This is a genomic window from Ruegeria sp. CG1 (genome assembly GCF_056537265.1).
The window spans coordinates 338,524-364,922 of sequence record NZ_JBQFRF010000004.1; the positions used below are offsets into that span (position 1 = coordinate 338,524).

23 protein-coding genes and 1 tRNA gene are annotated in these 26,399 nt (G+C 57.3%); 8 read left to right on the forward strand and 16 right to left on the reverse strand.

Annotated features, from left to right (window positions below):
* Positions 1 to 9: 9 nt before the first annotated feature.
* Together ACR0AU_RS14075 and ACR0AU_RS14080 are read right to left on the reverse strand one after the other, a co-directional pair.
* Positions 10 to 1,377, reverse strand: a complete 1,368-nt coding sequence (locus tag ACR0AU_RS14075) for a sensor histidine kinase (RefSeq protein ID WP_480795818.1) — start codon at positions 1,375 to 1,377, stop codon at positions 10 to 12.
* Positions 1,374 to 2,042, reverse strand: a complete 669-nt coding sequence (locus tag ACR0AU_RS14080; protein WP_170733700.1) for a response regulator transcription factor — start codon at positions 2,040 to 2,042, stop codon at positions 1,374 to 1,376. The genes ACR0AU_RS14075 and ACR0AU_RS14080 overlap by 4 nt, the downstream gene beginning before the upstream one ends.
* A 139-nt stretch (positions 2,043 to 2,181) precedes the next feature.
* Here ACR0AU_RS14080 and ACR0AU_RS14085 point away from each other — a divergent pair, with 139 nt between their 5' ends.
* From ACR0AU_RS14085 to ACR0AU_RS14105, 5 genes are all read left to right on the forward strand, one after another.
* A complete protein-coding gene (locus tag ACR0AU_RS14085; protein ID WP_480795819.1) occupies positions 2,182 to 3,270 on the forward strand; it encodes a tricarboxylate transporter in 1,089 nt (362 codons plus the stop codon).
* 79 nt (positions 3,271 to 3,349) lie between these two features.
* Positions 3,350 to 5,380, forward strand: a complete 2,031-nt coding sequence (locus ACR0AU_RS14090; RefSeq protein WP_170513284.1) for a tripartite tricarboxylate transporter permease — start codon at positions 3,350 to 3,352, stop codon at positions 5,378 to 5,380.
* Positions 5,381 to 5,472: 92 nt separating this feature from the next.
* A complete protein-coding gene (locus ACR0AU_RS14095; protein WP_170597544.1) occupies positions 5,473 to 6,561 on the forward strand; it encodes a 4-oxalomesaconate tautomerase in 1,089 nt (362 codons plus the stop codon).
* A 51-nt stretch (positions 6,562 to 6,612) separates the two neighbouring features.
* Positions 6,613 to 6,849, forward strand: a complete 237-nt coding sequence (locus ACR0AU_RS14100) for a hypothetical protein (protein WP_170391780.1) — start codon at positions 6,613 to 6,615, stop codon at positions 6,847 to 6,849.
* On the forward strand, positions 6,846 to 7,826 hold the full coding sequence (locus ACR0AU_RS14105) for a D-2-hydroxyacid dehydrogenase family protein (protein ID WP_170392732.1): 981 nt from the start codon (positions 6,846 to 6,848) through the stop codon (positions 7,824 to 7,826). The genes ACR0AU_RS14100 and ACR0AU_RS14105 overlap by 4 nt, the downstream gene beginning before the upstream one ends.
* Here ACR0AU_RS14105 and ACR0AU_RS14110 read toward each other — a convergent pair.
* Positions 7,795 to 8,859: an AbrB family transcriptional regulator gene (locus tag ACR0AU_RS14110; protein WP_170424977.1), complete on the reverse strand. Its 1,065-nt coding sequence runs from the start codon at positions 8,857 to 8,859 to the stop codon at positions 7,795 to 7,797. The two genes, ACR0AU_RS14105 and ACR0AU_RS14110, sit on opposite strands and share 32 nt — an antisense overlap.
* A 78-nt stretch (positions 8,860 to 8,937) precedes the next feature.
* On the opposite strand from ACR0AU_RS14110, the gene ACR0AU_RS14115 reads away from it, so the two are divergent.
* From ACR0AU_RS14115 to tcuB, 3 genes are read left to right on the forward strand one after another with little or no spacing between them, the layout of a single operon-like run.
* Positions 8,938 to 9,618: a GntR family transcriptional regulator gene (locus tag ACR0AU_RS14115; protein WP_170597540.1), complete on the forward strand. Its 681-nt coding sequence runs from the start codon at positions 8,938 to 8,940 to the stop codon at positions 9,616 to 9,618.
* A gap of 11 nt (positions 9,619 to 9,629) precedes the next feature.
* Positions 9,630 to 11,024 (forward strand): FAD-dependent tricarballylate dehydrogenase TcuA, encoded by a 1,395-nt coding sequence (gene tcuA, locus ACR0AU_RS14120; RefSeq protein WP_480795820.1) that lies wholly within the window; start codon positions 9,630 to 9,632, stop codon positions 11,022 to 11,024.
* Positions 11,014 to 12,084 (forward strand): tricarballylate utilization 4Fe-4S protein TcuB, encoded by a 1,071-nt coding sequence (gene tcuB, locus ACR0AU_RS14125; protein WP_170733702.1) that lies wholly within the window; start codon positions 11,014 to 11,016, stop codon positions 12,082 to 12,084. The genes tcuA and tcuB overlap by 11 nt, the downstream gene beginning before the upstream one ends.
* Positions 12,085 to 12,310: 226 nt before the next feature.
* Here tcuB and ACR0AU_RS14130 read toward each other — a convergent pair whose 3' ends face one another.
* The 13 genes from ACR0AU_RS14130 to cobT form a co-directional block, all read right to left on the reverse strand.
* Positions 12,311 to 15,403: a hypothetical protein gene (locus tag ACR0AU_RS14130; RefSeq protein WP_480439360.1), complete on the reverse strand. Its 3,093-nt coding sequence runs from the start codon at positions 15,401 to 15,403 to the stop codon at positions 12,311 to 12,313.
* An 832-nt stretch (positions 15,404 to 16,235) separates the two neighbouring features.
* Positions 16,236 to 16,310, reverse strand: a tRNA-Phe gene (locus ACR0AU_RS14135).
* A gap of 79 nt (positions 16,311 to 16,389) precedes the next feature.
* Positions 16,390 to 16,572 (reverse strand): DNA gyrase inhibitor YacG, encoded by a 183-nt coding sequence (locus tag ACR0AU_RS14140; protein WP_170402469.1) that lies wholly within the window; start codon positions 16,570 to 16,572, stop codon positions 16,390 to 16,392.
* Entirely contained in the window at positions 16,569 to 17,591 is a 1,023-nt protein-coding gene (locus ACR0AU_RS14145; RefSeq protein ID WP_170733707.1) for a ribonuclease E/G, read from the reverse strand. The genes ACR0AU_RS14140 and ACR0AU_RS14145 overlap by 4 nt, the downstream gene beginning before the upstream one ends.
* A complete protein-coding gene (locus tag ACR0AU_RS14150) occupies positions 17,588 to 18,166 on the reverse strand; it encodes a Maf family protein (protein WP_480795821.1) in 579 nt (192 codons plus the stop codon). Before ACR0AU_RS14150 ends, ACR0AU_RS14145 begins: the two co-directional genes overlap by 4 nt.
* A 10-nt stretch (positions 18,167 to 18,176) precedes the next feature.
* Positions 18,177 to 18,395: a translation initiation factor IF-1 gene (gene infA, locus ACR0AU_RS14155; RefSeq protein ID WP_005978431.1), complete on the reverse strand. Its 219-nt coding sequence runs from the start codon at positions 18,393 to 18,395 to the stop codon at positions 18,177 to 18,179.
* A 90-nt stretch (positions 18,396 to 18,485) separates the two neighbouring features.
* The gene (locus ACR0AU_RS14160) at positions 18,486 to 19,361 is read right to left on the reverse strand and encodes a carbon-nitrogen hydrolase family protein (RefSeq protein ID WP_170402459.1); all 876 of its coding nucleotides are present in this window, start codon (positions 19,359 to 19,361) and stop codon (positions 18,486 to 18,488) included.
* 333 nt (positions 19,362 to 19,694) lie between these two features.
* Complete coding sequence (locus ACR0AU_RS14165) at positions 19,695 to 19,931, reverse strand: hypothetical protein (RefSeq protein ID WP_170648561.1); 237 nt, start codon at positions 19,929 to 19,931, stop codon at positions 19,695 to 19,697.
* A 134-nt stretch (positions 19,932 to 20,065) separates the two neighbouring features.
* The gene (locus ACR0AU_RS14170; protein WP_480795822.1) at positions 20,066 to 20,620 is read right to left on the reverse strand and encodes a DUF333 domain-containing protein; all 555 of its coding nucleotides are present in this window, start codon (positions 20,618 to 20,620) and stop codon (positions 20,066 to 20,068) included.
* Positions 20,621 to 20,706: 86 nt separating this feature from the next.
* The gene (locus ACR0AU_RS14175) at positions 20,707 to 21,051 is read right to left on the reverse strand and encodes a DUF427 domain-containing protein (RefSeq protein WP_170392698.1); all 345 of its coding nucleotides are present in this window, start codon (positions 21,049 to 21,051) and stop codon (positions 20,707 to 20,709) included.
* 63 nt (positions 21,052 to 21,114) lie between these two features.
* Positions 21,115 to 22,905, reverse strand: coding sequence for an aminopeptidase P family protein (locus tag ACR0AU_RS14180; RefSeq protein ID WP_480795823.1), 1,791 nt, complete (start codon positions 22,903 to 22,905; stop codon positions 21,115 to 21,117).
* Between the two features lie 77 nt (positions 22,906 to 22,982).
* Positions 22,983 to 24,149 carry an alpha/beta hydrolase gene (locus ACR0AU_RS14185; RefSeq protein ID WP_480795824.1) on the reverse strand — a complete coding sequence of 389 codons (1,167 nt, stop codon included), beginning with the start codon at positions 24,147 to 24,149 and terminating at the stop codon, positions 22,983 to 22,985.
* Between the two features lie 265 nt (positions 24,150 to 24,414).
* On the reverse strand, positions 24,415 to 26,292 hold the full coding sequence (gene cobT, locus ACR0AU_RS14190) for a cobaltochelatase subunit CobT (protein ID WP_170733711.1): 1,878 nt from the start codon (positions 26,290 to 26,292) through the stop codon (positions 24,415 to 24,417).
* Positions 26,293 to 26,399: the final 107 nt, after the last annotated feature.

The following is a 26,399-nucleotide window of genomic DNA, read 5'->3' on the forward strand; positions in this document are numbered from 1 at the left end:
CGAAACAATTCAGAGGATTATCGGAAGCTCAAGCGTAACGCTCGCTCCTCTTTCGACTTGGTTGATTAAGACTGATCCTTCGTGGCGCTGCGCCACCGCAGAGACGATTGACAAACCCAGACCACTGCCTTCGGAATATTCCAGCTGGGAGAACCGACTAAATGCAGCTTCGCTTTGGTCGGGCGAAAGGCCAGCGCCGTCATCAGCGACAGTAAGCCTAACGTTTCCGCCGTCAGAACGCAGCACGACTGAAATGCGGCTCAGTTTAGCGCCACCGTGCTTAACAGCATTGTCTAACAGGTTCTTTAGAGCTTCAGTTAGAAACACCCGATCACCTGATACTATGACCGCCGTCTCGGGCATAGTGACATCAAACTCGATGCCTTTTGCAAGAATGTGAACTCCCATTTCTGCGCAGGCTTCTTCGACAACCGAGCGGAAATCAATTTCAACCATTTGACCTTGGTGCGTCGGTTGCCTGAGCCGTTCAAGTGATAGCAGTTGTTCAGCGACTGTTGCAGAGTTCTTTGCCGCTGCGACAAGCTCGATGATGCGTTTATCGCGGTCTTCATCGGTTTTCGCATCTCGAAGCGCTTCGGCCATCGACTGAACGGCGGCCGCAGGGTTCCGTAGCTGATGTGCGGCTTCGGATATGAACACCTGGTGGGCATTGATACTTTTTTCCACCTGTCCAAAGAGTCGGTTCAAGGTTTTGACGACACCTTGAACTTCGACCGGTACAGGGCGTTTGATCTCACTCAGGTCATCTGGGGAGCGCAGGTCGATTGCGTCCTGTAAATCCAGGAGGGGCCGCAGGCCGCGAGCAACTCCGAACCATACCACAAATGCAAGAGTGGCAAGTAGGATTCCCATGAGAATTCCTGCGCGGATTGACAGCTCATTTGCAAACGCGTTGCGATCCGCCATACGTTGCCAAACTGTGACCGTCGCATCTCCTATCAAATTTTCTATGGTCACACGTTCTGTCAGCTTAAGAACTCGTACCGGCTCGTCGCGATAGAGTGCTTCGAAAAACTGCGGCCTGTTCGCCTCTTGAGCAGACGGGTTCGCGGGTGCCGGAGGGTATGCATAGCCGGTCACGTAGATGCCACCCGGGCCCGTAACATGATAAAAGATCTCTCCGCCCGACGCGTCGCGGATCAAGCTGCGCGTGGTGGGCGAAAGTGCGTCACCTCCTGAAATCGCGACATCTCGTGAAATTGCAAGACCGGCAGATAGCAGGCTGTCGTCAAACAGCTCCTGAGCCGTTTCCTGGGCAATCATGAAGCGCCAAAGCCCAAGAAGGATCGCAAGCAACACCAAGGGCGTCAGGATAAGAATGAAGAGTCGTAGCCTGAGGGAGCCGTGCCTGATCACTTCTGCACCTCAAGAAGGTACCCCAGACCGCGCGCTGTCTTGATCTTAATGCCGAGATTCTGAAGGCGTTTTCGTAACCGCGACACATGAGGTTCAACAGCTGAGTCATCGACATCGGCCCCAACGCCATAGACATAATCTGTGAGTCGGCTTTTAGGAACAATTCTGCCCCGACGCTCCAACAGGCATTCAAGCACCGCTATTTCCCGCCGTGGTATATCCATGACTTCGCCCTGAACACTAACCTGACGCGATGCGCGGTCGAATTCGAGGCTACCGATGCTCTCCCGCGCTCCGTAGTCAAGCTCTTTGCGCCGAGAAAGTGCTCGGACGCGTGCTTCTAACTCGTCCATTTCGAAGGGTTTGACCAGATAGTCATCTGCGCCCATATCCAGGCCAGTCACCCGGTCGCTTGTTTCGGTGCGCGCTGTTAGCAGGATCACGGGCGCACTGTCACCACGTTCGCGAAGCGACCTCAGGATGTCCAACCCTGACCGGCCGGGTAGGTTGATATCCAAAACGATCAAATCCGCGCCTTCTTGTTGAAGGTAAAGGTCAGCCGCATCTCCGTCAGTCAGTATATCTGCCGCATGACCTCGGTCACGAAGGCGATAAGCAATGGCATTGGCGAGTGGCTCATTGTCCTCGACTATGACGATCCGCATCGGGTCTCCCGCAAGTTTCGCGCAAGGTTGGCGCTCCATGATTGCCAGATGGGAGGGGGAATCAACCCCACAGTTCTATTTGCGATCACGGTAGCGCCGGGGGCGATGACGTGATTGTCTGGTCAACAGGGAGGAACCAATGACCATTTCCAACTTCACCCGTCGCGCCGTCGTGGGGCTGATCGCCGCCGCCGGTATCGCTGCACCTGCCGCTGCCGAGGTTGATTTCTCGGGCAAGACCATCGAATGGGTCATCCCGTTCTCGGAAACGGGTGGTTCGGCGAAATGGGCCAACTTCTTTGCGCCGCTTCTGTCCGAAGCTCTTCCGGGTCAACCGACCGTGGTCGTGAAATTCATGCCGGGTGCTGGTTCGACCAAAGGCGCAAACTGGTTCCAGGAACAAAGCCACGATGATGGAACCTTGTTGTTCGGCACTTCCGGTTCAACTCAATTCCCTTATCTGCTGAGCGATCCGCGCGTGCGTTATGAATACAACGACTGGATCCCGGTTATGGCGTCCGGGACAGGAGGTGTCGCCTATCTGAACGCAGAAGATGGTGCCAAGTTTGATGGCTCCGCAAATGCGTTGAAAGACACGAACTTCATCTACGGCTCGCAGGGCGCAACGCGTCTGGATCTCGTGCCGCTGTTGGCATGGCAAATGCTGGGTATGAACGTTGAGCCAGTCTTTGGCATCAAAGGCCGTGGCGATGGTCGTCTGATGTTCGAACGTGGCGAAGCTAACATCGACTATCAGACCTCATCCGGCTATTTGGGTGGATCGGCCCCGCTGGTTGAGGCCGGTCAGGCTGTGCCGATGATGACCTGGGGGGCGCTGGATGCCGATGGAAACATCGTCCGCGACCCGACCTTCCCTGATATTCCAACCTTCAAAGAGGTTTGCGGGGCAACGGATGGCTGTGAAACCAGTGGCGAGGCGTGGGACGCTTGGAAAGCGTTCTTTGTCGCAGGTTTCCCGGTTCAGAAGTTGGCTTTTCTGCCTGGCGATACACCACAGGAAGTGGTCGACGCCTACACCGCAGCGTTTCAGGCTGTGACCGAGCGCGGCGACTTTGCTGATATTTCGTCCAAACGCGTCGGTAAGTACCCGGTATTTGTGGGCGACGGTTCCAAGGCGGCGCTGCAAACCGCGACAAACGTCGACGACAATGCCAAAGGCTACGTTCTTAACTGGCTCAAAGAAGCCTACGGTGTCGAGCTGAACTAAGCCCACACACCACAGCGCGCACCCCAATGTCGGGTGCGCGCTTTTTTAAACACAAGACAGTATATGAAAGGCGGCCGCTATGGAGGTTTTCGCCACCGCTCTTCCTGCGCTCAATGATGCGTGGGGTTTGATCCTGCAACCTATCGTACTGGGATATCTTGTTCTCGGTGTCGTTATGGGACTGGCCGTAGGTGTTTTCCCGGGACTTGGCGGTATTGCCGGTTTGTCCCTGTTGCTGCCTTTCATGTTCGGGATGGACCCAATCCTTGGTTTGGCGCTGATGATCGGGATGGTCGCCGTTGTTCCGACCTCTGACACCTTTGCTTCTGTTCTTATGGGGATCCCCGGCAGTTCCGCCTCTCAGGCAACTGTCCTGGACGGCTTCCCAATGGCGAAGAAGGGTGAGGCTGCGCGGGCACTATCTGCCGCGTTCGCTTCATCGCTGTTTGGCGGTTTGGTCGGCGCAACCTTCCTAACAATGTTCATTCTGGTCGCGCGGCCCATCGTTCTGGCGTTTGGTCTACCAGAGATGTTGATGATCACCATCCTCGGCCTTTCCATGGTTGCCATTCTGGCTGGGCGCATCCCCTTAAAGGGCGTCGCAGCTGCTGGGCTTGGGTTGATGGTTGGCACAATTGGTGAGGCGGACGCTGGCGGTTCGCTCCGTATGGCAACCTATGACATTCCGTATCTGACAGATGGTTTGAAGCTGGTCATCGTTGGATTGGGCATCTTTGCCGTTCCCGAAATCGTCTCGCTGCTGCGGCAGGATCGATCGATTGCCAAAGGGGCTTCGCTGGGGGCGGGTTGGCTGGACGGCGTCAAAGACTGGGCCGCGAATATCTGGCTGTCTGTTCGCTGCTCGATCATCGGGGTGGTCGTTGGCGTCATTCCCGGCCTAGGCGGTTCGGTCGTCGACTGGATCGCTTACGGCCATTCGGTTCAATCGACCAAAGATAAAAGCAACTTCGGCAAGGGCGAAGTGCGTGGCGTCATCGGGCCGGAAAGCTCAAACAACGCCAAGGAAGGCGGCGGGCTGGTGCCTACGCTACTGTTCGGCATTCCCGGCTCGGGCTCGATGGCGATCTTCATCGGCGCAGTGGCTCTGTTGGGGTCTGGCGACATCGAGGTCGGTCCAAGCATGCTCAAGGACAATCTCGACATCACCTATTCGATCGTTTGGCTTTTGGCGCTTGCTAACGTCGTGGGCACCATCCTGTGCATCGCGGCTTCCGGAGGCATCGCCAAGCTGACAACGATCCGCTTCACCTATCTGGCACCTTTCCTGTTTATGCTGATCAGCTTTGCAGCCTTCCAGTCCGGTCAGAACTTCGAAGACCTTCTGGCGCTGTTCGTGATCGGCCTGATTGGGATCTTCCTGCGCCGGTTCGATTGGTCGCGTCCGGCCTTTCTTATTGGGTTCGTGCTGTCGAACCCGGTTGAGAAGTTTACCAATCAGGCGTTCCAGATTGCCTCATTCCGGTTCCGCAAAAGCTTTGGTGAGGGCATGGAGTATGTCTTCAGCCCGATCGTGATTGTTCTGATCTTGGTCACTGTGGCTTCGGTCATTTTAGGAATTCGGCAGGCTAAGATGATCATGGCCGAAGGTGAAGTCCAGTCTGGCAGCAAGCGCGCGCCGTTGATCTTCCTGCTGGTGATCATGGCCTACCTAATCGCGGCATTGATCAACGCCAACATGATCCCAGACTACAACATGACCGACAAGATCATCCCGTTGGTGATCGGCGGTGTGTCCTTGTTCTGCTGCGTGATCCTGCTGATCCAGATGATGCGGAGACCCGAGGGTGATGCAATCTTTGCCGATAAGGAAATTGCCGGTGAAGATGCGAGCGCACCGCATGGGCTTTGGTCGACGTTGGCGTGGTTTGCAGGTCTTATCGCGGCAACGTGGGTTGTTGGTTTCATCCTAGCCCTGATCGGGTTTCTGATTGCCTTCTTCCGCATTCGAGCCGGTTCAAGCTGGCAGATGACGCTGATCCTGACAGCCTGCGGCATCGGTTTCATGTGCATCATGGCAGGCGCTCTGAACCGGGATTTCCCACCGGGACTGTTGCAAGACATGGTGAGCCTGCCATGGCCACTGAAATGAATGCTCCACTGAGGTCCGGCCTGCGAAGCAGACAGGTCGGACAAAGCTGAAAACACAACAGTTTTTGACGGTTTGTAGAGGAGGGGTTCGAGATGACCCAGACAGCAATCCCGTATATTTTTATGCGTGGCGGCACTTCGCGGGGGCCCTATTTTCGTCGCTCTGACCTGCCCGTGGATATGGACACGTTGGCTGATGTGCTGGTCGCTGCCCTAGGGGCTGGGCAGGCGTTTAACATTGACGGAATCGGTGGCGGTACTGCTGTGACGACCAAGGTAGCCATGTTATCTGTCAGCGATGATGAATGGGCCGATATCGATTATTTCTTCGCGCAGGTTTCGGTTGAGGAAAAGCTGGTCGACTTCAAGCCAACTTGTGGAAACATTCTTTCCGGCGTCGCTCCGGCCGCAATTGAAATGGGTTTGTTTCAGCCTCAAGGCGATGAGACCGTGGTCCGGATACGCGCAGTTAATACGGGTGCGCGAGTGGTTGCCAAAGTGCAGACCCCGGGTGGTGAACTGGCCTATGAGGGCGATGCCGAGATTGCCGGAGTTCCCGGGCAATCTGCACCGGTACAACTGAGTTTTATGGGAGTTGTGGGTTCGGCAACGGGTGCATTTCTGCCCACCGGAAATCTGCGCGATACGGTGCAAGGGGTCGAACTGACCTGTATGGATGTCGCGATGCCTATGGCTATGGCCCGCGCCACCGATTTTGGACTAACTGGGTATGAAAGCGCGGAAGAACTGGACGCCAACCGCTCTTTCTTTGCCCGGATGGAGGCAGTTCGGATCGAAGCCGGGGAACTGATGGGTATGGGGGATGTATCGAAATCGGTAACCCCCAAATTCGGGCTGTTGGCACCAGCCAAAGAGGGCGGAACCCTTGCAGTCCGGTATTTCATGCCATGGAAAACTCACCCGACAATGGCCGTTACGGGTGCGCAGTGCATGGCGTCTTGTGCTTTGACGCCCGGAACCGTCGCTGATGGGTTGTTGGACCGACCTAAGGCAAGCCCGGCTGAAGTTGTGCTGGAACACGCTTCTGGGAAGATTGATGTGCTGGTGGACTTCTCGAATGACGGGGACTTCAACGTAAACTCTGCTGGTCTGGTTCGGACTGCGCGAAAGCTTGCAGATGGGCATGTTTACATACCCGGATCTGTGTGGAGCGGCAGTTGAAACTGGGATCTCCTTTATGTATACTAAGGTATACAATATGAAGGTGCCACGATGAACAATTATTCTGAATGCCTCGATATTGCGCGTCAGGAACTAAGGCTGGCGCAGTCAGTCCTGCGGCGGGACATTGCGGAATACCCGACACCGATCGCCGGGTGCGATGAGCAGTTCAACCATTTGCTGGATCAAAGCGAGCGGGTCCGCAATGCGCTTGCAGCACTCGATACGCTGCATTTTGTGCCGACGCCAAGAAAACTGAACACCGGGCAGGGTGTGGAAAGTCGATGAAGGTTCACATTCTGGATGATTGGTTTGATACACTGCAGGGCTTGCCTTGTTTTGGAAAGCTATCTGACCACGAAGTGAAGATCTGGACAGATCATGTCGAGGATACCGATGAATTGGCGGCACGGTTGCAGGAGGCCGAGGCGTTGGTTTTGTTTCGCGAACGCACCAAGGTAACCCGCGACTTGATCGAAAAGCTGCCGAACCTGAGATTGATAAGTCAGCGCAGCGTGTATCCGCACGTTGATGTGCAGGCATGTTCGGACAATGGTGTTCTGCTGTGTTCAAACATGCATGGTGGAACGCCTTCATATGCTGCAGCCGAACTCACTTGGGCGCTGATCATGGCTGGGATGCGCGATTTACCGGCGCAGATGGCCTCGGTCAAAGCGGGGCGGTGGCAGGCCGGAGTTGGCAAGACGCTGAGAGGGCGGCAGCTGGGACTGTACGGCTATGGCCGTATCGCACGCGCTGTCGCGGGCTACGCCGAGGCATTTGGAATGAATGTAGTCTGGTGGTCCTCAGATGAAGGCCGGGTTCGGGCGCAGGCAGATGGTGTTCAGGTCGCCGCGAACCGCGAAGCTTTCTTTGCTAACAGCGATGTTGTCTCGATCCATGTTCGCCTGAAGCCAGGCACAAACGGCATCATTACTGCGTCGGACTTCGCACACATGAAGCCGGGATCACTGTTTGTGAATACATCCCGTGCTGGCCTTATTGCAAAAGGGGCATTGCTTGGGGCGCTGAATGCCGGCCATCCCGGGAAGGCCGCAATCGATGTCTTCGATTCCGAACCCCTCAATGATCCGAAAGACCCCTTGCTTTCGCATCCAAATCTGATTGCGACGCCGCATATCGGCTTTGTGACCGAGGATGAGTTCGATCTGCAATTTTCGGACATTTTCGATCAAGTGAACGCCTACGCTGCAGGCGCTCCGGTTCACATGATCAACCCCGAGGTTTGGACCAGCGCAGGATAAGGTTGGCCGCTATCGGCGCACCGATGATTACCAACACGATCCTTGTCAGATGATGCGTGATCACAAAGCCCAGATCCGCGCCTGAGACGATGGCCAGAACTGTCATTTCTGCCTGCCCGCCGGGGGCAAAGGCCAAAAATGCCTCGACCGGTTGGCCCAGCCCCAAGGTGGTGACAACGGCGGTGAAAGCGGCTGCCAGAACGGCGAGGACAATGACATAGGCGAAGCCCGCCGCTACCACACGGCGTAGTTCGACCCATGTGACACCTACGAATTTCACGCCGATTCCGCAGCCGATAAAGAACTGAGCCGCAAGGATGGCCTCGCGAGGCGGTCGGGTGTGAATGAAGTCGCCCAGTGACAACGCAGCCGTCAGGATCATTGGCCCTAGAATCGACGCTCCGAACAAGCCGATCCGCTCACCGCCTTTCCAGCCGACAAAGGCAGCAAGAACCATCAGCGCCAATTCATGTATCGGCAGGTTGCGCGCGGGCTCTCCGATTGGGTTGGTGAGTTGGGCGTCGTAAAACACCGTAAGAAACAGAGGGGCCAGCGTTACAATAATCAGAACGCGGGTTCCGTGGATCAGGGACAGCGTTCGCGGGTTAGCGCCAGCCTCGGCCCCGAAGATGATCATATCCTGCAATCCGCCGGGCATGGCCGCGTAAAACGCGGTCGTGGTATCAAAGCCCCAGACCTTGCGGAAGAATGGCACTCCGACCAGCGCGATCAGCAGGATAAAGAACGGGATCAGTGCAATCGAAGCTGCCATCTTCGGCAGTTCTGCAAATAGGGCTGGGGTAATCGAAGCCCCTACAGCCACGCCGAGTATGGTGCGCGCCGCAATCGAGACCTGACCAAAGCCTTCCATTGGAGCATGAGCCAGAGCCGCGATCAGACACGCGCTCATCGGGCCGAACAGAAAAGGCAATGGCAGATCCAACGCCCAGAATAGCCCTGTGCCAAGAAGTGCCAAGCCCAGTGTTAGGGCCCGCTTCGCTAGGAGAGAAGGTGTTTTGTTCTGGGTGGGCAAAGTGCAGCTTCCGACAATATTGACTCACTATGTATCCAAATGTATACAAATGGACGCAAGAAGACAAGTGAGCTCGCGATGACCATTCAGGACGACCCCGTACAGCCTGGCCCGCAAGGCAATTCGGCGTATCAACGCCTGTTGGATGAGATTCGCGAGGGCACCCTTCTGCCCGGCGAGCGCCTGCGCGAGATTGAGCTGTCTGAACGGTTGGGTGTCAGCCGAACACCGGTGCGCGAGGCGATCCGGCAGCTGGAGACCGACGGCCTGGTCACGCATGTACCGCGGCAGGGAGCGACCGTCCGCAGTCTGGATTACGCCGAGGTGATGGAACTCTATGAGATGCGCGCAGTGCTCGAGGGCACTGCGGCCCGTCTAGCAGCGCGTGCGGCGTCGGATGTCGAATTGGACGAATTGGATGTTTTGAATGATCGTTTGGCAGAGGCTGGCACAGGTCCAGACGCGGCTCGGATCAACCGGATATTTCATGCCACACTTTTGGATGCAGCCAAGAACCGATTTCTCGCGAAATCCATGTTGTCCTTGCAGAAGGCGCTGCTGATCCTTGGGCCGTCGCAATTGTTGGACGGAGATCGGGCCGAAGCGGCAGTCGCTGAACATCGGCGTATCATGGCCGCGCTGAAGGCACGTGATGGCGCGGCGGCCGAGACAGAAATGCGCGGGCATATTCAGGCCGCACAACGAATGCGTATCCGGGCGTTGCAGGAACGCGATCGGACAACCGACGAAAATCACTAGGTAGACAGGATATGGCCACCCAAAAGGAAGCTTACGATATCGCTGTGATCGGTGGCGGGAACGCTGCTTTGTGCGCCGCGATGACCGCCGCGGAAGCCGGTGCCCGCGTTCTGATACTGGAAACCGCACCAAAACCCTATCGCGGAGGAAACTCGCGCCATACGCGCAATTTTCGCTGCATGCATGGTGGCCCTTTGGGCCCGTTGATCGAAGAGTATAGCGAAGACGAATATCTCGCGGACTTGATGAAGGTCACCGGCGGCAAAACTGACGAGCATCTGGCCCGCCTCGCGATCCGCACTTCCGAGGAATGCCTGCCATGGATGGAAGAGCACGGTGTCAGGTTTCAACCCTCTCTTTCCGGAACACTTTCTTTGGCGCGGACAAATGCCTTTTTTATGGGAGGCGGGAAGTCTCTGGTGAATGCTTATTACCGAACTGCGGCGGGTTTGGGTATCGATGTTTTGTATGAAGCCGCCGTCACGCATTTGGAGCTGAACGGGGATCGGATCGAATGGGTCGACTATACCTATGAAGGTCAAAACCACCGGATAATGCCAAAGGCAGTCATCGTCGCCTCGGGCGGGTTTCAGGCCGATACGGATTGGCTGACCCGTGCATGGGGTGAGCCTGCAAAAAACTTTCTGATCCGAGGCACTCCTCATAACCGAGGCGTGGTCCTGGCTGATCTTCTGGACCAAGGCGTCGAGAGTGTTGGCGACCCGACCCAATGCCACGCCGTTGCTATTGATGGGCGTGCACCGAAATTTGACGGTGGTATTGTCACCCGTCTGGATTGCGTGCCGTTTTCGATCGTCGTGAACAAGGATGCCGAGCGCTTCTACGATGAGGGCGAGGATGTCTGGCCCAAGCGCTATGCAATCTGGGGGCGCTTGGTGGCAGCCCAACCAGATCAAGTTGGCTATGTGATCATCGACGCCAATTCGTTGAATCTGTTCATGCCGTCGGTGTTTCCACCGCTGAAGGCAGATACGTTGGAAGAACTGGCCGGGATGATGGGCCTGCCTGCCGGAAAGTTGACCGCAACAATCGCTGAATTCAACGCCGCCTGCGGAGATACAAGCGCCTTTCATCCGACAGAGCTGGACGGCGTTTCAACATCTGGCTTGAACCCGCCCAAGACCAACTGGGCGCGTCCGATCACCGAGCCGCCATTTTACGGTTATTCGCTGCGTACGGGCGTAACCTTCACCTATTTGGGCCTCAAAGTCGACGATGCCGCGCAATGTTCGAGCGCCGACGGCAAGATCAAAAACATGTGGGCGGCTGGCGAAACCATGGCGGGCTCGATCCTTGGGCAAGGCTATCTAGCCGGTTTCGGCATGACCATCGGAACCGTCTTTGGACGCATCGCAGGACGTGAGGCCGCCGCTTATGCAAACTGAATTGATACAGGAAGCCCGCCGTCAGGCTGAAATTTGCAACGCCTGCCGCTATTGCGAGGGCTATTGTTCGGTCTTTCCGTCGCTTCATGCGGAACGCGCGTTCTCGGATGGGGACATCACGCAACTGGCCAACCTGTGCCACAACTGCCGCGGCTGCTACTACGCCTGCCAGTACACAGCCCCGCACGAGTTCGACCTGAATTTGCCGAAGGCTCTGGCCGAGGTACGGAGGGACAGCTGGGAAAGCTTCGCATGGCCGCAGCCGCTGGCGCGCCGATTTCACACCCAGGGCGGGGCGATTGCGCTGGCACTTGTGGTCGGATTTGCCCTGTTGTTCTGGGCAATTCGCGCGATAGGTTCTAGCGGAGGGGACGGGTTTTATGCCGTTCTGTCGCATAATGCGATGGTTGCGATTTTTGCTCCGGCATTCTTGCTGCCACTCTTTAGCATTGCCATCAGCCTAAGGCGCTATTGGGCCGAGGTGGGGGGAAAACCCATCAAAATGGCGGACCTGCTGGCCGCCTTCAAACGAGCGGGTAAAATGCAGGATCTTGCCGCAGGTCATGGTGAAGGCTGTAATTTTGAAGACGAAGACCGGTTCAGTCAGGCGCGACGTCATATTCACCACGCGATCATGTATGGCTTCCTGCTTTGCTTCGCGTCGACCTCGATTGCAACGGTTATGCATTATGGCTTTGGAATGCATGCGCCGTACGGGTTCTGGTCTTTGCCCAAACTATTCGGAATCTCCGGCGGTGTGTTGTTGACAGTGGGTTGCTGCGCCATGGCAATTCTCAAGCAAAGGTCCGATCGCAATCTCGGTGATGCTTCGGCATGGGGCGGCGATATCGGTTTCATCCTGTTGCTGGGATTCGTCGGTTTTAGCGGACTTGCTCTTTACGCTTTCGGATCAACGGCTTTGATGCCCGCGTTGCTTGCTATTCATCTTGGATCGGTCCTGACATTCTTCCTGCTAACGCCCTACACCAAGATGGCCCACGGTTTCTATCGGCTTGCTGCTCTTATCAAAGATGCGCAACGGAAAAGTGATAGTTACTAGGCTGCGGCGACCCTGTCGCCCCTTGGGAAGCGGTAGAAAAGTATACTTAAATCGCAGCTTGAGGTCTGACTTTGGGATCAGACAGGGCGGTCCCACCTTGGTGTCGTTGAAGCAAATTGCCCTCCTGAATGTAGAGCGCAATCACGATCATGATTCAGCCTAGCGACCGGCACCTCTAGATCGCGCAGCCCGGGCCGATAATGGCCCGGGCCACCCCCAGTTTGCTTTAGCTGGCCAGGCCGCAGGAGGAAGAGTCGCTGTTGTTGGTGGTGTCTGTCTCCGTCACACCATCGGCCGGATTGGCATTGACGGTGATCTTGAAGGGGATCTGCTCGCCACCTTTGACCTCGTCCGGGAATTCGAGCGATAGCGTGGTCTCATCCCCGTTTGGCCCCAGTGCTGGTGTCGGCAGATCGACCACCACGCCGCTCTGGAAGAAATCGACCCGCGTGGTCGAAGGCCCGGCAGCCCCTGCACCAATGTTACGCACGATGATCCTCAACTTGCGCGGCTCCTCACAATACCAAGCCGGGAAGGGCGGCGGGCCGGGCGGGAAGGGCTGCACCGGGATTAGGTCCGGCTTGTCCTCGGGTGGGGGCGGCGGCGGAGGTGGCGGTGGCGGGGGCGGTACCTTTTTGATCAGCCGAGGCACGACCGGTTCGACATCGATGGTTTCCACTTCGCCTTCACCATGGGCGGCGGTGTAGACCGCGACCACGTCCAGCGGTGTTTCGCTGTCGATAAAGACAAACCCTTTTAAGAAACAGCATTCGGCCACCCGCAGGTGTCGTGCCACATCTTCGCAATCGATCTCCATCGATTCCCAGGGACCGAGTTTGTTCTTCGTTCTGGCCGAGACATTGCCCGGTTTTTCGTTTGGCAAGGCCGACGACACCCGTTTACGAAAACGCACAGCATCGCCGCTGCCGTTTCCGATGTTGATTGCTGTGTGATAGCGGCCCTGGGACAAAATGCGGCCCTTGGAACAGCCGCAGACGAACTTGACGGCGTAACGATAGGTCATCTTCGTTTCTTCCTCCTCGCAGCAAGGGGTGTCATCTTCGTCGCGGTTCACCTCCATTCGGCGAAGGGCGACGTTGTTGTCACCAAGCGCCAGTCGATCGACAGGCAGACTGCCTGCAATCGTCTCGACATTGCTGCGGTCTTCTGGCGTATCCACGCTGGCAAGAATGTATTCCTCGCACAGGTCCTCGGGGCACCATGGGATCGGGCCGACGATCACTTCGTCGCCATAATGCACTGACTGGCCGATAGGTTCGCCTACGATCAGCGGATTCCAGTCATCGGGCCATGTGGTGCCCTTGCCTTCCATCGCGCGGGCTAATGACAAAGTCACTGATTGGGCTGGGGAGTTGCCGCGATTGCCGATCCGGACATACAGATAATTCTCGACGCAGCGGCGCGGAGTCTCGTGGTCGGTGCCGCCGTCAGGGCGGTGCCGATTCCAGATGCCGGGAGCATTGTTGCCCGGTTGGTGCCAAGGGTATTCACCCTGTCGTCCGTCATCAATGAAGACGTCAACATCAGGCGGGGATCCGTTGTAGAGCGCCTGTTTCTCAAAGCCCCAGCGTACCACTTTGTGTGCCCAGCCTCCGGCTGCACCGTCGAATTGAGCAGTGTTCTCGTCTGATTCCTGCAAGGCGCGGGAAAAACCTTCGACTGTGTTGGGCACGATCCCGGCCAAAAGCGGCACCGCCTGCAGGATCAGATAGATCGTGTAGCGGCTGGCATGCAGCCTGTCGTCCAGTTCTGTGGAATCACCTCCGAGAGATCGATAGATTCGGCCCAAAGTAGTGGCATTGATCTCGGTCGACCGATATCCGCCCACGTCCATCGTGCCACCCCAGCCCCAACCCGAGGCGACCGACCGATCCCATCGCCGGGTGATTAGGTTGCTGAAGGGGAAGGTACGGAAACGATCCGGCGCAATACCTTGAGGATCGTAAAGTATTGCCGCCAGCGCGTCACCAAAGCCATGACAAAAGCCGAAATTGGGCCAATTGAGATGATCCCATAGCACCGCGTGCCCGAATTCATGCGCCGATACGCGCGAGTCTGTGGCCATGCCGACTGTGGACCCATTTGCCGCAAGCGCATAACGAAAGCGTAGTACACCATTGCCTATGGCATTGCCTGGCGCCTGAGCATTCACCGGTCCTGCAATGGGATTGAACCAGCGGTGATCAACATCCACCGGGAAGGTCACCCCGTCGAAATAGCTGGGCAGATCGAAGCCCAAAGACTGGACGAAGCGATACAGGAAATCATGGTTGTAGTACGCACAGACCGCCGCGAAATCGTCGCTGTCGGCGGGATAATCAAAGATCGATGCGGCACCGGCGTTTTCAGTCGGTGGGGCGATGTTCGGTGTATCGAGATCACGTACCGCCACCAATTCGCCGCTTAGTTCCACCGGTGCGCCTCCGCCCGGTAATATCAACCGTTCCAGCGCCACCAGTTCGCGTTGCGCATCCAAAAGCGCAACCGGGGCCGTCGGATCAAGCTCTGAATCTCCTGAAAGTGATATCGGGTCGTCTGTGAAGACGTAACCCGAAACACACCCCACCAATGGCCGGATGTAAAGCACCGCGCCGGTCTCCCAATCGACCAATGCTCGCCAGTTCAGCTCTCCGTAGTCGGGAATTTTGCAGCCAAAATGCACAAGGCTTACGAAACGCCATTCGCCGTCCTTGATGCCCTTTGGTACACGACCGATCTCTGGCAGCGGGGTTAACTCGGCCCCTTCGATCTCGCCCGGTTCTTTGTGTGGCAGGCGATGTTCTGCGTCGTAGCGATAGACAAAGTCCCGGGTGTCATTAACCTTAAATTTTGTAAACTTGGCCCCTTTCACAGCTTCGCGCAGAATCGCGCCAGCTTGTTTGTCGCGGCCAGCAGGCGGAGTAGGGGCGTTGCTGAGTTCGATATCGGCAGCAACACTTGAGGACGAACCGGTGACCACATTGTCTGGGCCGGCCATGCGTAGTGTCAGACCTCGCTCCCAGACCGGGATGCCGTGATGTGTCTGACGAAATGTGTAGACCAGAAAGGACTGTACTGCCTTGGCTTCTTCCAGCCGCAGCTTGCTGCCCTCCTCGCGATTATACTTGCCTGAAACACTCTCGCCGAGCCTGTCAAGAAAATCGGGCTTTATCCGGTAAAGCCCCGCCACTTCGGCGGCATAAGCCTGCGCCACATCCAGCGCACTGGTTCCTTTAGAACGCCCTCGAAGAGGGTCGCCATGATGCTGAAGTCCAATGATTGCGCCGTCTGGCGCGCGTTCAAATACTGTTTCCGGCATGTCTGCCTCCGTTCAAAAGCATTCTGAAACGCTGGCCCAGAGGCCCCGGATCGCCCGGCCGAACGGCAAAAAAAGAACTTGTTGTAATAAAAAAAGAATAACGAAGCGCGATGGCCGGAGAGACCCAGCGGCGATCCTGCCAACAAAGCTATCGTAACATTTATTGTCGATTCCCGCAAAAATCTGCCCGCTAAGCCGGAAGGCGCGATCACCTTTGTTTTGCTATCGCCGCTCACCCGAGGCTCTCGGTCAATGCGAGCTGTAGGTGCAGGTATGTAACGGTTAGCGCCGTACAACTGGCATCGAATTTGCAACGCCATAGCGAATGTAATCACTGTGTTGCTGAAGAAGAGGGTCATCAGACTAGGAAGCTAGGAATAACCACACGCTCTCTCAGCACCCTTGTGAAATGTTACGGGGCGTCCTTGGCCCCTCTGTGTAAGGTATATCTCGACTGCCTCTGACAACAGTATAGAGGCAACAGAAGTCTCGTTCAGTACAACTGGCGTTGCGGCAGAATTGGCTGCGCCGAGTCGTAACATGTGCTTTCCAGGCACTTGCATATCCTGCGACCTCAGATGAAACCAATATTCATCCAGTTGATCGACTGCTCTTCTTGTTCTCGTCGCCTATACGTTTGCCGAGTGAGCACGCAAAGAAAATGCGATCCAAGAAGAAAAGTAATAGCGGCAAAGCTCCTTGTGGATGCGGTGACTGAAGAAAAAACACCTTCTTTCACAAAGGTGTACTTCGGCGAAATGGTCTCTGAGATGGTCTACCGCTCCAACCTACGTTAAAAGCTGGAGTGAAACCAAGAGTTTACCTGAGGAAGTGGTGCCCGGGGGCGGAATCGAACCACCGACACGAGGATTTTCAATCCACTGCTCTACCCCTGAGCTACCCGGGCACGGGAATGGCGTTTGCCATTGGGTGGAGGCCTTCTATGACTTGCCACAGGCGGTGTCCAGAGGCTTTTTGACATTTTTTCAATGCGGGAGGGACGTGGGGCTTTCGGTTGGTTCCGAGGTCGTCTCGGCGTCTTCTTCACGTTGCGATGGCACCGCATAAGAACCGTTTAGCCATTTTGCCAGATCGATATCCGCGCAGCGTTTGGAGCAGAATGGTCGAAAGGCCTGCTGGGTATCTTCTCCGCAGATCGGGCAGCTCATTTCAGGATCTCCGTCAATGGGATACGACCACGTTTGCGCTGTAGTTCGAAATGGCCAAGCGGGGTCCAACCGGCCAGGATCGTCTCGTCAGGATCGGACTTGAATGCCGACCGCAAGGCCGACTCGAAACCCCTCCGGTCTTTCTTGGGCATCGGTGCAAGGTCCAGAGTGATCTGCCCCCCCAACCCGCGCACGCGCAGGGCGCGCGGCAGGGCTTTGGCGCAGGCGAAGTTAGCTTTGGTTCCCGCCGCGAGAGATGTGTCGGCGCCGGTGTTCACATCCACCGCAACCAGCGCGCGGGTCGGTTGGATATAGAGGTGTCCTCCACCGGGAAGCGTTTCGGAAATCCCCTTTGCTGTATCGAGCGCATCAACGACACCGTGGTCCTCAAATCCGCCGGATGCGGTCACGACCTCTGCCGGGTCCGTCCAATCACGCCAGGCCAGGATATGCGGACCATCGCCCTCGCTCAGCAATTCTGGTTCACTGCCCGTATCAGCCAATACCTGCTCGGCAAGTGCCAACATGGCAGAGATATCTTCAGCGATTTCATCTGCATCCGCCGTCTGACAGCACGAGCGCAGGATCAGGCCGTGCGTGCTGTCTCCCATTTGCTCATGCGCGATTTCGAGAAGTTGGTCGCGCATATCTTCATCACGGATACGGCGCGAGATGTTCAGGCCGGGCGCGTCAGGTGTCACGATCGCAAAGCGGCTTTTGAACAAAATACGGTTCGAGACGGGTATGGCTTTGCCGGGCTCGGCATATCCGGTCACCTGCACCAGTAGCAAAGCGCCGGGTGCCAACCCTTTGACTTGCCTCAGAAAAGCCGGGCCGTCGGGTGTGGTGAGAAACATGCCGCCCTGACCTTTGACCGGGCGATCGGCGCGGGCGCGGTAGATCGTACCTGGCGCAGGGGCATCTGTGGCGATCAGGAAATCGTCGAGAATACCATCCACCATCAGAGCTGCAGCTTCGCGTTCCTGAATATGATCCAGAATGATGGTACGACCCTTCATGATACCTCGCGATATAAGGGATAACCGATGCCTTGCAGCAGTGCAGCCGTTTCGGATAAGGGCAGGCCGACGATACCGGTGAACGAGCCTGAAATCCACGGGATGAATGCACCGGCAGGGCCTTGTATTGCATAGGCTCCGGCCTTGCCCTGCCAGTCATCCGTCGCAAGATAGGCATTGATTTCGCTGTCAGACAGACGTTTCATCTTTACCTGAGAAACCACGTCACGCTGGAGGATTTTATCCCCGCGCCGCACAGCGACCGAAGTGATCACCCGATGGCGTCGGCCGGACAGGGCGTGCAGAAACTCAGCAGCTTGTCCCGCGTCTTCGGGTTTGCCAAGAATGCGGCGACCCAGTGCGACCGTAGTGTCAGCACATAAGGTGATATCATCGCTATCAGCTTGAACAGCCTGAACTTTTTGCCGGGTGATGCGGCTACAATAGGGGGTCGGCAGTTCGCCATTCAGCGGCGTTTCATCGATATCCGGCGGACGGATCGCATCGGGCTGAACGCCAAGCTGCGCCAGCAGGTCCAGCCGCCGCGGGCTGCCCGATCCGAGGATAAACGCCATGTACGAAGCGTTACTTGAAGCGATAGTTGATCCGACCCTTGGTCAGATCATATGGGGTCATTTCGACCTGAACTTTGTCGCCGGCCAGAACACGGATGCGGTTCTTGCGCATCTTGCCTGCCGTATGTGCGATGATCTCATGGCCGTTTTCCAGCTCGACCCGAAACGTCGCATTAGGCAGGAGTTCCTTCACGACACCGGGAAATTCGAGCGTATCTTCCTTGGCCATGTTGTCTCCATCATTAGGTTGCACCTGCAGAATCTGCAGATCGTGCGCTTAAATGAGCCTATTTCGGCCTTATTTCAAGGGCGAAGTCACCTAAAGGGGTGATATTGTGACTGAATCGACCCGAGCGTCTTGCTCGGTCCAGTGCGTGCGGTTCAACACCCACCCGTCTGCGCGGACGTTTGCAATTGTGGACAGGTCGGCCTCGGCATAGGTCCAGCCGGCGGTATTCAGCGTGCCCTCGGCAAGCACTCCCGTCGGTGGGAACCCGATATCGGGCGGGCCAAACACGCCACCCATGCCGGTATTCATGTCGACTGCTTCGGACCATTCATTGCCGCCAACTAACGATGACATTACCGTAACGCATTGATTTTCAAGGGCACGAGACATGGCGCCGATCCGCACACGCCAATACCCGGACAGGGCTTCGGTGCAGGATGGTACGAGGATCAAATCGGCCTCGCTCAGGGCCCGGCCCAAGAGAGGGAACTCACTGTCATAGCAGATCAGAACGCCGATTTTACCCAATGCGGTATCAAACAGTTTCAACGAACCGCCCGGGGCGATGTCCCAGGCCTCGCGTTCAAACCGTGTCATGATCTGCTTGTCCTGATGATCGAGACGACCGTCAGGAGCGTAGAACACTGCGCGGTTCACCGGGCGCCCTGGTCCGTCGATGACCGGGGCGGAAGCCCCCAGAATGTATGTGTTGTACATCTTTGCAAGGCGCGAATGCACAACTTGTACATCTTCCATCCGGTCGGAAACCGCCCGGATTGAGCGTTCGAGATCACCGGCCACCTTAGGGCCGTCGAGCGTCGACAACTCCATTGCGCCATATTCGGGAAAGACCAGAAGGTCGGCACCTTGTCCTGCGGCCTCGGAAACCCATGCCTCAAGCTTGTCTTCATATTGAGCCCAACTATCGAGCCAATCGAGGTCGTAGGCGGCGGTGGCGATTTTCATTCCCGAGTCCTATGTCTGGTCGCTGCGCGACACTAGAACAGCAGATCGTCCAGGGCTACTGCAATCGCGGCACGGGTGATTCTGAAACCTATGTTGCGACTTACTGTTTCGAGGCGGGTGTGTGTTTATTGGCAGGCTTTCTCGGCCGCCGGTGCAGAGATTGCATCGAATGGCTGATCAGAGGTCGATTTGACCTATCGAAGAACCTGAACGAAACAGGCAAGGAACTCCACCTCGGGCATCAACTTTGCAACTTCTTCAAGCGCGCGAAGGGGCAGTTTTACATCAAGAACATTGGCCCCGGGGATATCGACTCACAGAAACAAGGCGTTGTCATTTGTAACGGCATCGTGCACCAAGGATGCGGCCAGAAGGGCAAATCCGGGGATCAGGTATGTCGTCGATCCGGTCGGTCAGGCTGGTTTGCGAAATCCCGAAAAAGCGGTGAAACGCCTTGTCCAGACCTTCGTGAATCTCGAACCCTTCATCGAAAGCGAGGAAGGCGAACCCCAGTGTAATCAGCAGCCAGATAATATGCTTGCGTTGCAGGAAAACCTGAAAATTAGCCAAGGCGACTTAATGGACGCGATCAGGCTGTCGCAAAACGGTCACTAACACGCGCTCTGATCTTCGGTAAACTGCGGCTCAATCGGGGCTTCAAGTTCATTTTGGGTGTGGATGTCGGGCTTGATTACCGGATCGGATCACTCGGGATTTTCCGTACGGAACAGGGCCCATGCGTCCTGCGAGGTGCCGTCCGGCTTGGTGCATATACCCACCTGACCCGAACCAGTGTCTTTGATCTTGTAGCTGCCGCCGATCTCAAGGCAGTAGGCTGCTGCGGGGTTCACCACCTGATGCGTTTTTCCATGTGCCTTGCGGTACAGCTCCCATGCATCGGCGGACGTACCGTCGCTCAGTGCGCAGCGAGACGTGGTCAGGTCATATTCGCCTCCAATTGAGCCACAGTACACGGCGGCGGGATTTGCAAGGCCGACCGGCTTGCTGCCATCCGCGCCCGCATGGTGTTCGCGAAAATAGGTCCAGGCATCGATCCGGGTGCCGTCGGGCAATTGGCAGATACCGCTCTGACCGTCCGGGCCGTCATGTATACCGTAGAGCCCGCCTTGCGCGATGCAATATGTTGCCGCGGGATTGGCCAGACCGGTGTTGGCAGAGCTTGCGGCGGGCAGGGCCATTGAAAAGGCCATCGTCAGGGTCGCAATCGTGCCTGCGGAATTCAATAGACGCTTTGTCATGGTCACCTCGCAACATTGTGGACAGGGCAGGTTCTGAGGATTTTCGCCGTTTTGCAGATCGATCCGGTCCTGCACGGATACTTGGATCAGAGTTGTTCCACCTTGATCGAGTCTGCGGGATAAAAGGCCAAGTGATCCTTGATTTCGGCCACCGCGTCGATCGGGTTTTCATAACTCCAAGCGGCGTTTTCGGTGACTGAGGATTTGTTTACGATCGAGAAATGCGTGGCGTCTCCCTTGCCTGCGCATTGGGTGACTTTGTTGGTCCGATCTAGAAAGGCCATCGCAATGTCCGCACGCGGGAAGTAGATAACCGGGTCTTTGTCGCCTTCCAGAAGTTCCAGCGCGTTGTTGGTTTCACCCAAAATCGCGCCGCCTGAGCGGACGCTCCATTTGCCCGGTGCTTTGCGGATCGTGATGGTGTCTGTCATTCCTGTTCCTTCCCTCGTCGTGTCAGGGCTTCTCCTCTGCCCAAACTATGTAACAATCCGGTGTCAGACCGGTGCGGTTGCGGCATCCAACCACAGTTGAGCGGCGTCGCCCAGCCTTGGCCGGACTTTTTCCGCCACGTCGCGGTGATAGGCGTTCAGCCAAGCACGTTCCTCTCGTGTCAGCATATCGACTACAATCAAACGCCTGTCGATTGGGACATAAGTCAGCGTACGCCAGTTCAGCATGGCGCGTTCGTCGTCACCGTTGGGCAGGTTTGGGGCCTCTTCCACTACGACAAGGTTCTCAAGCCGGATGCCAAAAGCACCCTCGCGGTAATATCCCGGCTCGTTCGACAGGATCATACCCGGCTCAAGCGGGACATGGCTGACCCGAGACAGGCGCTGAGGGCCCTCATGCACGCTGAGATAGGTACCGACCCCATGACCGACCCCATGGTTGAAATCCTGCCCGGCCAGCCATAGCGGCAGCCGCGCTACGCATTCGATATCGCGTCCTGCCAAGCCAACAGGCCAGCGTAGCATCGACATGGCGATCATGCCTTTGAGGACGCGTGTAAAGCAGGCCTTCTCCTCATCCCCAACATCGCCGATTGCAATTGTGCGGGTGATATCGGTGGTGCCGTCCAGATATTGCCCACCGCTGTCCAGCACCAGCAGGTGACCGTTTTCCAGCCTGCTGTCGATTTCCTCGGTCACGCGATAATGCATGATGGCCCCGTTCGGCCCGGTGCCCGCGATGGTGTCGAATGAGATATCCTGCAGCGCGTTGTCCCGGCGGCGGCTTTCTTCCAGCCGCGTTACTACCTGTGTCTCGGTCAGGGTGCCGGGCTTCTGCGCGTCCAACCAACACAGCAGTTCGATCACCGCTGCGGCATCTCGCAGATGTGCCTCGGCCGTGCCTGCGATTTCGGCCGGGTTCTTGCGGGCTTTGGGCAGGGCGCAGGGATCGCCGCCATCGACCATACGGTCCCCCAACGCATCCGCTACGATCTGCGGAACCGTTCCCGGATCGACCTGTACCTTGCCTTCAAGTGCCTCAACCGCTGTCAGGAACGCGTCGGGTTGGTGTTGGGTGACCTGCGGGACCAGATGATCCTTCAGCCCGTTCAGTTTGGCAGCGGCCATGAACAGATCCACCCGCCCATCACCGTGCAGGATGGCAAAGCCATGGGCCACAGGGTTGTATGCGATGTCCGCGCCGCGGATATTCAACAACCACATGATCGAATCCGGCAAGGTGATCACCGCTGCCGCGCGATCTGCGCTCTGCAGGTCACTCGCGAGGCGCTTGATTTTGCTCTCGGCGCTTTCACCTGCAAATTCAATCGGATGTGCCCTGACAGGATTCATCGGAGGGTCGGGTTGATCCGCCCAAATTCGGTCTACAAGGTTATCACAGCGCACCAGTTCGACGCCGCTGCCTTCAAGCTCTTTCTGTGCAGACGAAATCTGTCCCGCAGCGTGGAGCCACGGATCAAACCCGACTTTGCCGCCATTTGGCAATTGCTCTTTCAACCAGGCGCTCAGGCTGACATCTGGCCATGGGACCGGCGTGTAATCCTGTGCGACCTGGGCCTTTACCTGAGTGCGATAGCGCCCGTCGATGAAAACCCCGGCAATGTCCGTGAGCGCCGCGCAAAACCCCGCAGAACCGGTGAATCCGGTAAGCCAGGCCAGCCTTTCGTCCCGAGGGGCCACATATTCACCCTGATGCGCATCCGCACGCGGGATCAGGAAGCCCTGCAGGCCTTCGCGCGCCAGCTCGTCCCGCAAAGCGGCCAGTCGTGGTGGGCCTTGCTCGGGGCGTGCGGTCACTTCGAAACTCTGGAACATGGGCGGCCTCATTCGTCGGTCTTGCTGCGCGCAAACCTGCGGCCTGCGGTAGGAAATGTCCAGCGCCCCGGCGCACACTATTCTTCTGTCTCAAGAAAGCGTTGAATGGCCTGGATATACGGGTTGTAGGCCTCATTTCCAGGCAATGGTATCTGGTTGCCGGTCTCAAGGATCACGAGCGAGGCATTGGGGATTCCAGCCGCCAGTTTGCGCGCCTCGGACAGGGGGTGAACGGCTGTGTGCCGCCCGTGCAGAACCAGAGTGGGGCATTGCACCATCGGAAGAAGTTGCAGCACCGAGGTGCTATTGGCGATGTCACGGTAGTGAAGTCTTTCCTCGCTTGAATAAAGTGTCTGCAATTCATTGACCATGTGCCGAACGCTATCCAGCGGACCTTCTGGAAAATAGCTGAATTCAGCGCCCATAGCATAGCCGCTGCCCGGCGTGTTCCAGCCTTCCGCGATCAGTGACCGGATCGAGTCGGGTTGTTTGGTATCTTCCCGGTAATCTCGCCCTTCTGCCCATCCGCCGGAGATAATCAGCTTGTCAATCCGCTCGGGGTGCCTTGCGGCGAAGTGTAGGGCAGGGAAGGTGCCGCCCATTTCACCGAGAATGGAAAAGCGGTCAAACCCCGCTGCATTCACGACGGTCAGGATTTCTTCTATTCTGCGGTCATACACCGCCTGATGGTCGATGTTTGAGCTGACGTCATTGTCCTTGTTGTAGCGTAACAGGCGGAAACGGTTTGCCATGTCCTGCAACCGGGTACGCTCGGACGGGATGCGCCATTCCGCCTCCAGATCGTGCACGACCGAACCGATGCGCAGCAGCGGCAACCCATCACCGGAAAGCGTGTATGGAACAGCGCGGCCCTTCGCACCGCGCGCGTAACGCAGCCGTTGTGTATGGTTTTCTACGCCTGAACTGGTGTCTGCGTCGCAGATCACATCCGCCGCCATTTGCAACCCGCGCCGTACGACTGTCCGAATGATCCGCTGCGCTTTGCCATCATCGCCGACTGCTTTACGCGCCGCTGCGATACGTGCGCTGATGGTAGAATCCGAGACAAAGCGGCCGCTCCATACCCGCGCGATGATCTCGTCCCGGGGCACCAGCTTACCTGGGTGCTGGGCCAAGAGGACCAACAGATCGAATACCTGAGGTTCGATTGCGACGGGCTCACCCCGGCGGGTCAGGACGTGTCGATCCACATCCAGAATACAGTCTGCAAACTCATAGCGCATGGGGCAAATACACTCCGTTTCTCGCGGAACGACAAGGTTCAACAACAATCTCAAGGGTTTCTAGGGCGTATCTCAGGACCAGCTACAAGCAGGCCGGGCAGGGTTTGGACACTATCCAAGCAGATAAACAGGAGAACGAATGATGTTCCTGCCCTTCGATATAGCGCTTATGCGCTATCCGTTGCGCCACCATAAGCAAAGTCGCCTTCAGCGGTGCAAAAACTGGCTTGGATGGCACTAAGTCTGCACTGTCGAAGCAGGGCCGTCAACTGGCCCGCTTCATCCCCATCACGCGCGCGCGGGCGCGCGGGTCGCTGTCGAACAGTGCGGCCAACTGCTCGGTCATAGCACCTGCAAGCTGCTCGACATCGGTGATCGTGACGGCGCGGTCATAATACCGTGTCACGTCATGGCCGATCCCGATGGCCAGCAATTCCACCATCTTGCGTTTTTCCACCATCGCAATCACGTCGCGCAGGTGTTTTTCCAGATAGTTCGCCGGGTTCACGCTGAGCGTTGAATCATCGACCGGAGCGCCATCCGAGATCACCATCAGGATCTTGCGGGCCTCACGCCGCGCGAGCATCCGGCGATGCGCCCATTCCAGCGCCTCACCGTCGATGTTTTCCTTCAGCAGGCCCTCTTTCATCATCAGACCCAGATTGGGTCGCGCGCGACGCCATGGGGCATCGGCGCCTTTGTAGATGATGTGGCGCAGATCGTTCAGACGCCCCGGTTGTTGCGGGCGGCCATCGTTCAGCCACGCCTCGCGCGCCTGACCGCCTTTCCAGGCCCGGGTGGTAAAGCCCAGAATCTCGACCTTGACGTTGCAACGTTCCAGCGTCCGCGCCAGGACATCTGCACAGATCGCGGCAATCGAGATCGGACGGCCCCGCATCGAGCCGGAATTGTCCAGAAGCAGCGTCACCACTGTATCGCGGAATTCGGTATCTTTTTCGACCTTGAAGCTTAGCGGCGTGGTCGGGTTGGCCACGACACGCGCAAGACGTCCGGCATCCAGAATGCCTTCCTCGCGGTCGAATTCCCAAGACCGGTTCTGCTGCGCCTGCAGGCGGCGTTGCAACTTGTTGGCCAGACGGCTCACTGCGCCTTTCAGCGGTTCAAGCTGCTGGTCAAGGTACGCCCGCAGGCGCTCCAGTTCAGCCGGTTCCGCCAGATCCTCGGCAGCAATCTCTTCGTCATGGGTGTTCAGGTAGACCTTGTAGTCCGGATCAGCCTCGGATGCGGGCGGAGGAGCAGGGGGTTCCAGCGGAGCCTCGCCCTCGGGCATTTCAGCCTCATCGCCCATCTCATCCTCGGCCATCTCGTCCATCGAGACCTGGGCCTGAGACTGGTCCTGCTGTTCTTCCTGAGTTTGTTCAGGGGTTGCATCGGCGTCCTGTTCGTCCTGATCATCCTGCCCGGTGCTGTCGGGATCGGGCTGCTCTTCGGCGTCTTCTTCGGCCTGATCTTCCTGTTCGTCGTCCAGTTCATCCGGGTCATCACCCAGCTGATCGCCGTAACCCAGATCTTTGATCATCTGTCGGGCAAACTTGGCAAATTCGGCCTGGTCCGAAAGGATTTCGTCAAGGTTTTCCAGCGTCCCGCCGGCCTGTTCCTCGATAAATCCGCGCCACAGGTTCATGACATTCTCGGCGGCAGGCGGCATGTCGCGCCCGGTGGCCAGATGCCGGATCAGATAACCCGCCGCCACAGCCAATGGCGCATCCGCAGGCTGTTTGCACTGATCATAGCCGCGCCGGATCGCCTCATGCCCGATCTTGACGTCGATATTCGACGCGGTGCCGGGCATGTCCCGCGCACCCATCGCCTCGCACCGGGCGGTCTCCATCGCCTCATAAAGATCCCGTGCCATATCACCCGGAGGGGCATATCGCGCATGGGTCGCGTCATCATGATATTTGCGATGTAAAGCTAATGCGTCTGCCGTCCCGCGCGCCAACAGAACCTCTTCGCGCGTCATCCGGCGTGAGACCTGCGGCAAACGCATCGACTCGCCCGACAGGCCCGATGGATCAACAGTGTAGCTCACCGACAATTCGGGGTCGTCGGCCATAACTTTAGTAGCCTCGGCCAGAGCCTTCTTGAACGGATCAGCAGGATTGTCGTTCTTCTGCACCATGTTCAATCGCCCTTTGTGTTGCAGTGACCCGCCGCATCAATGCGAAACCGGATCCCCCTTCATCTGGCCAAAAATACCTCCGCCGGAGGCATTGCGCCCCGCAGGGC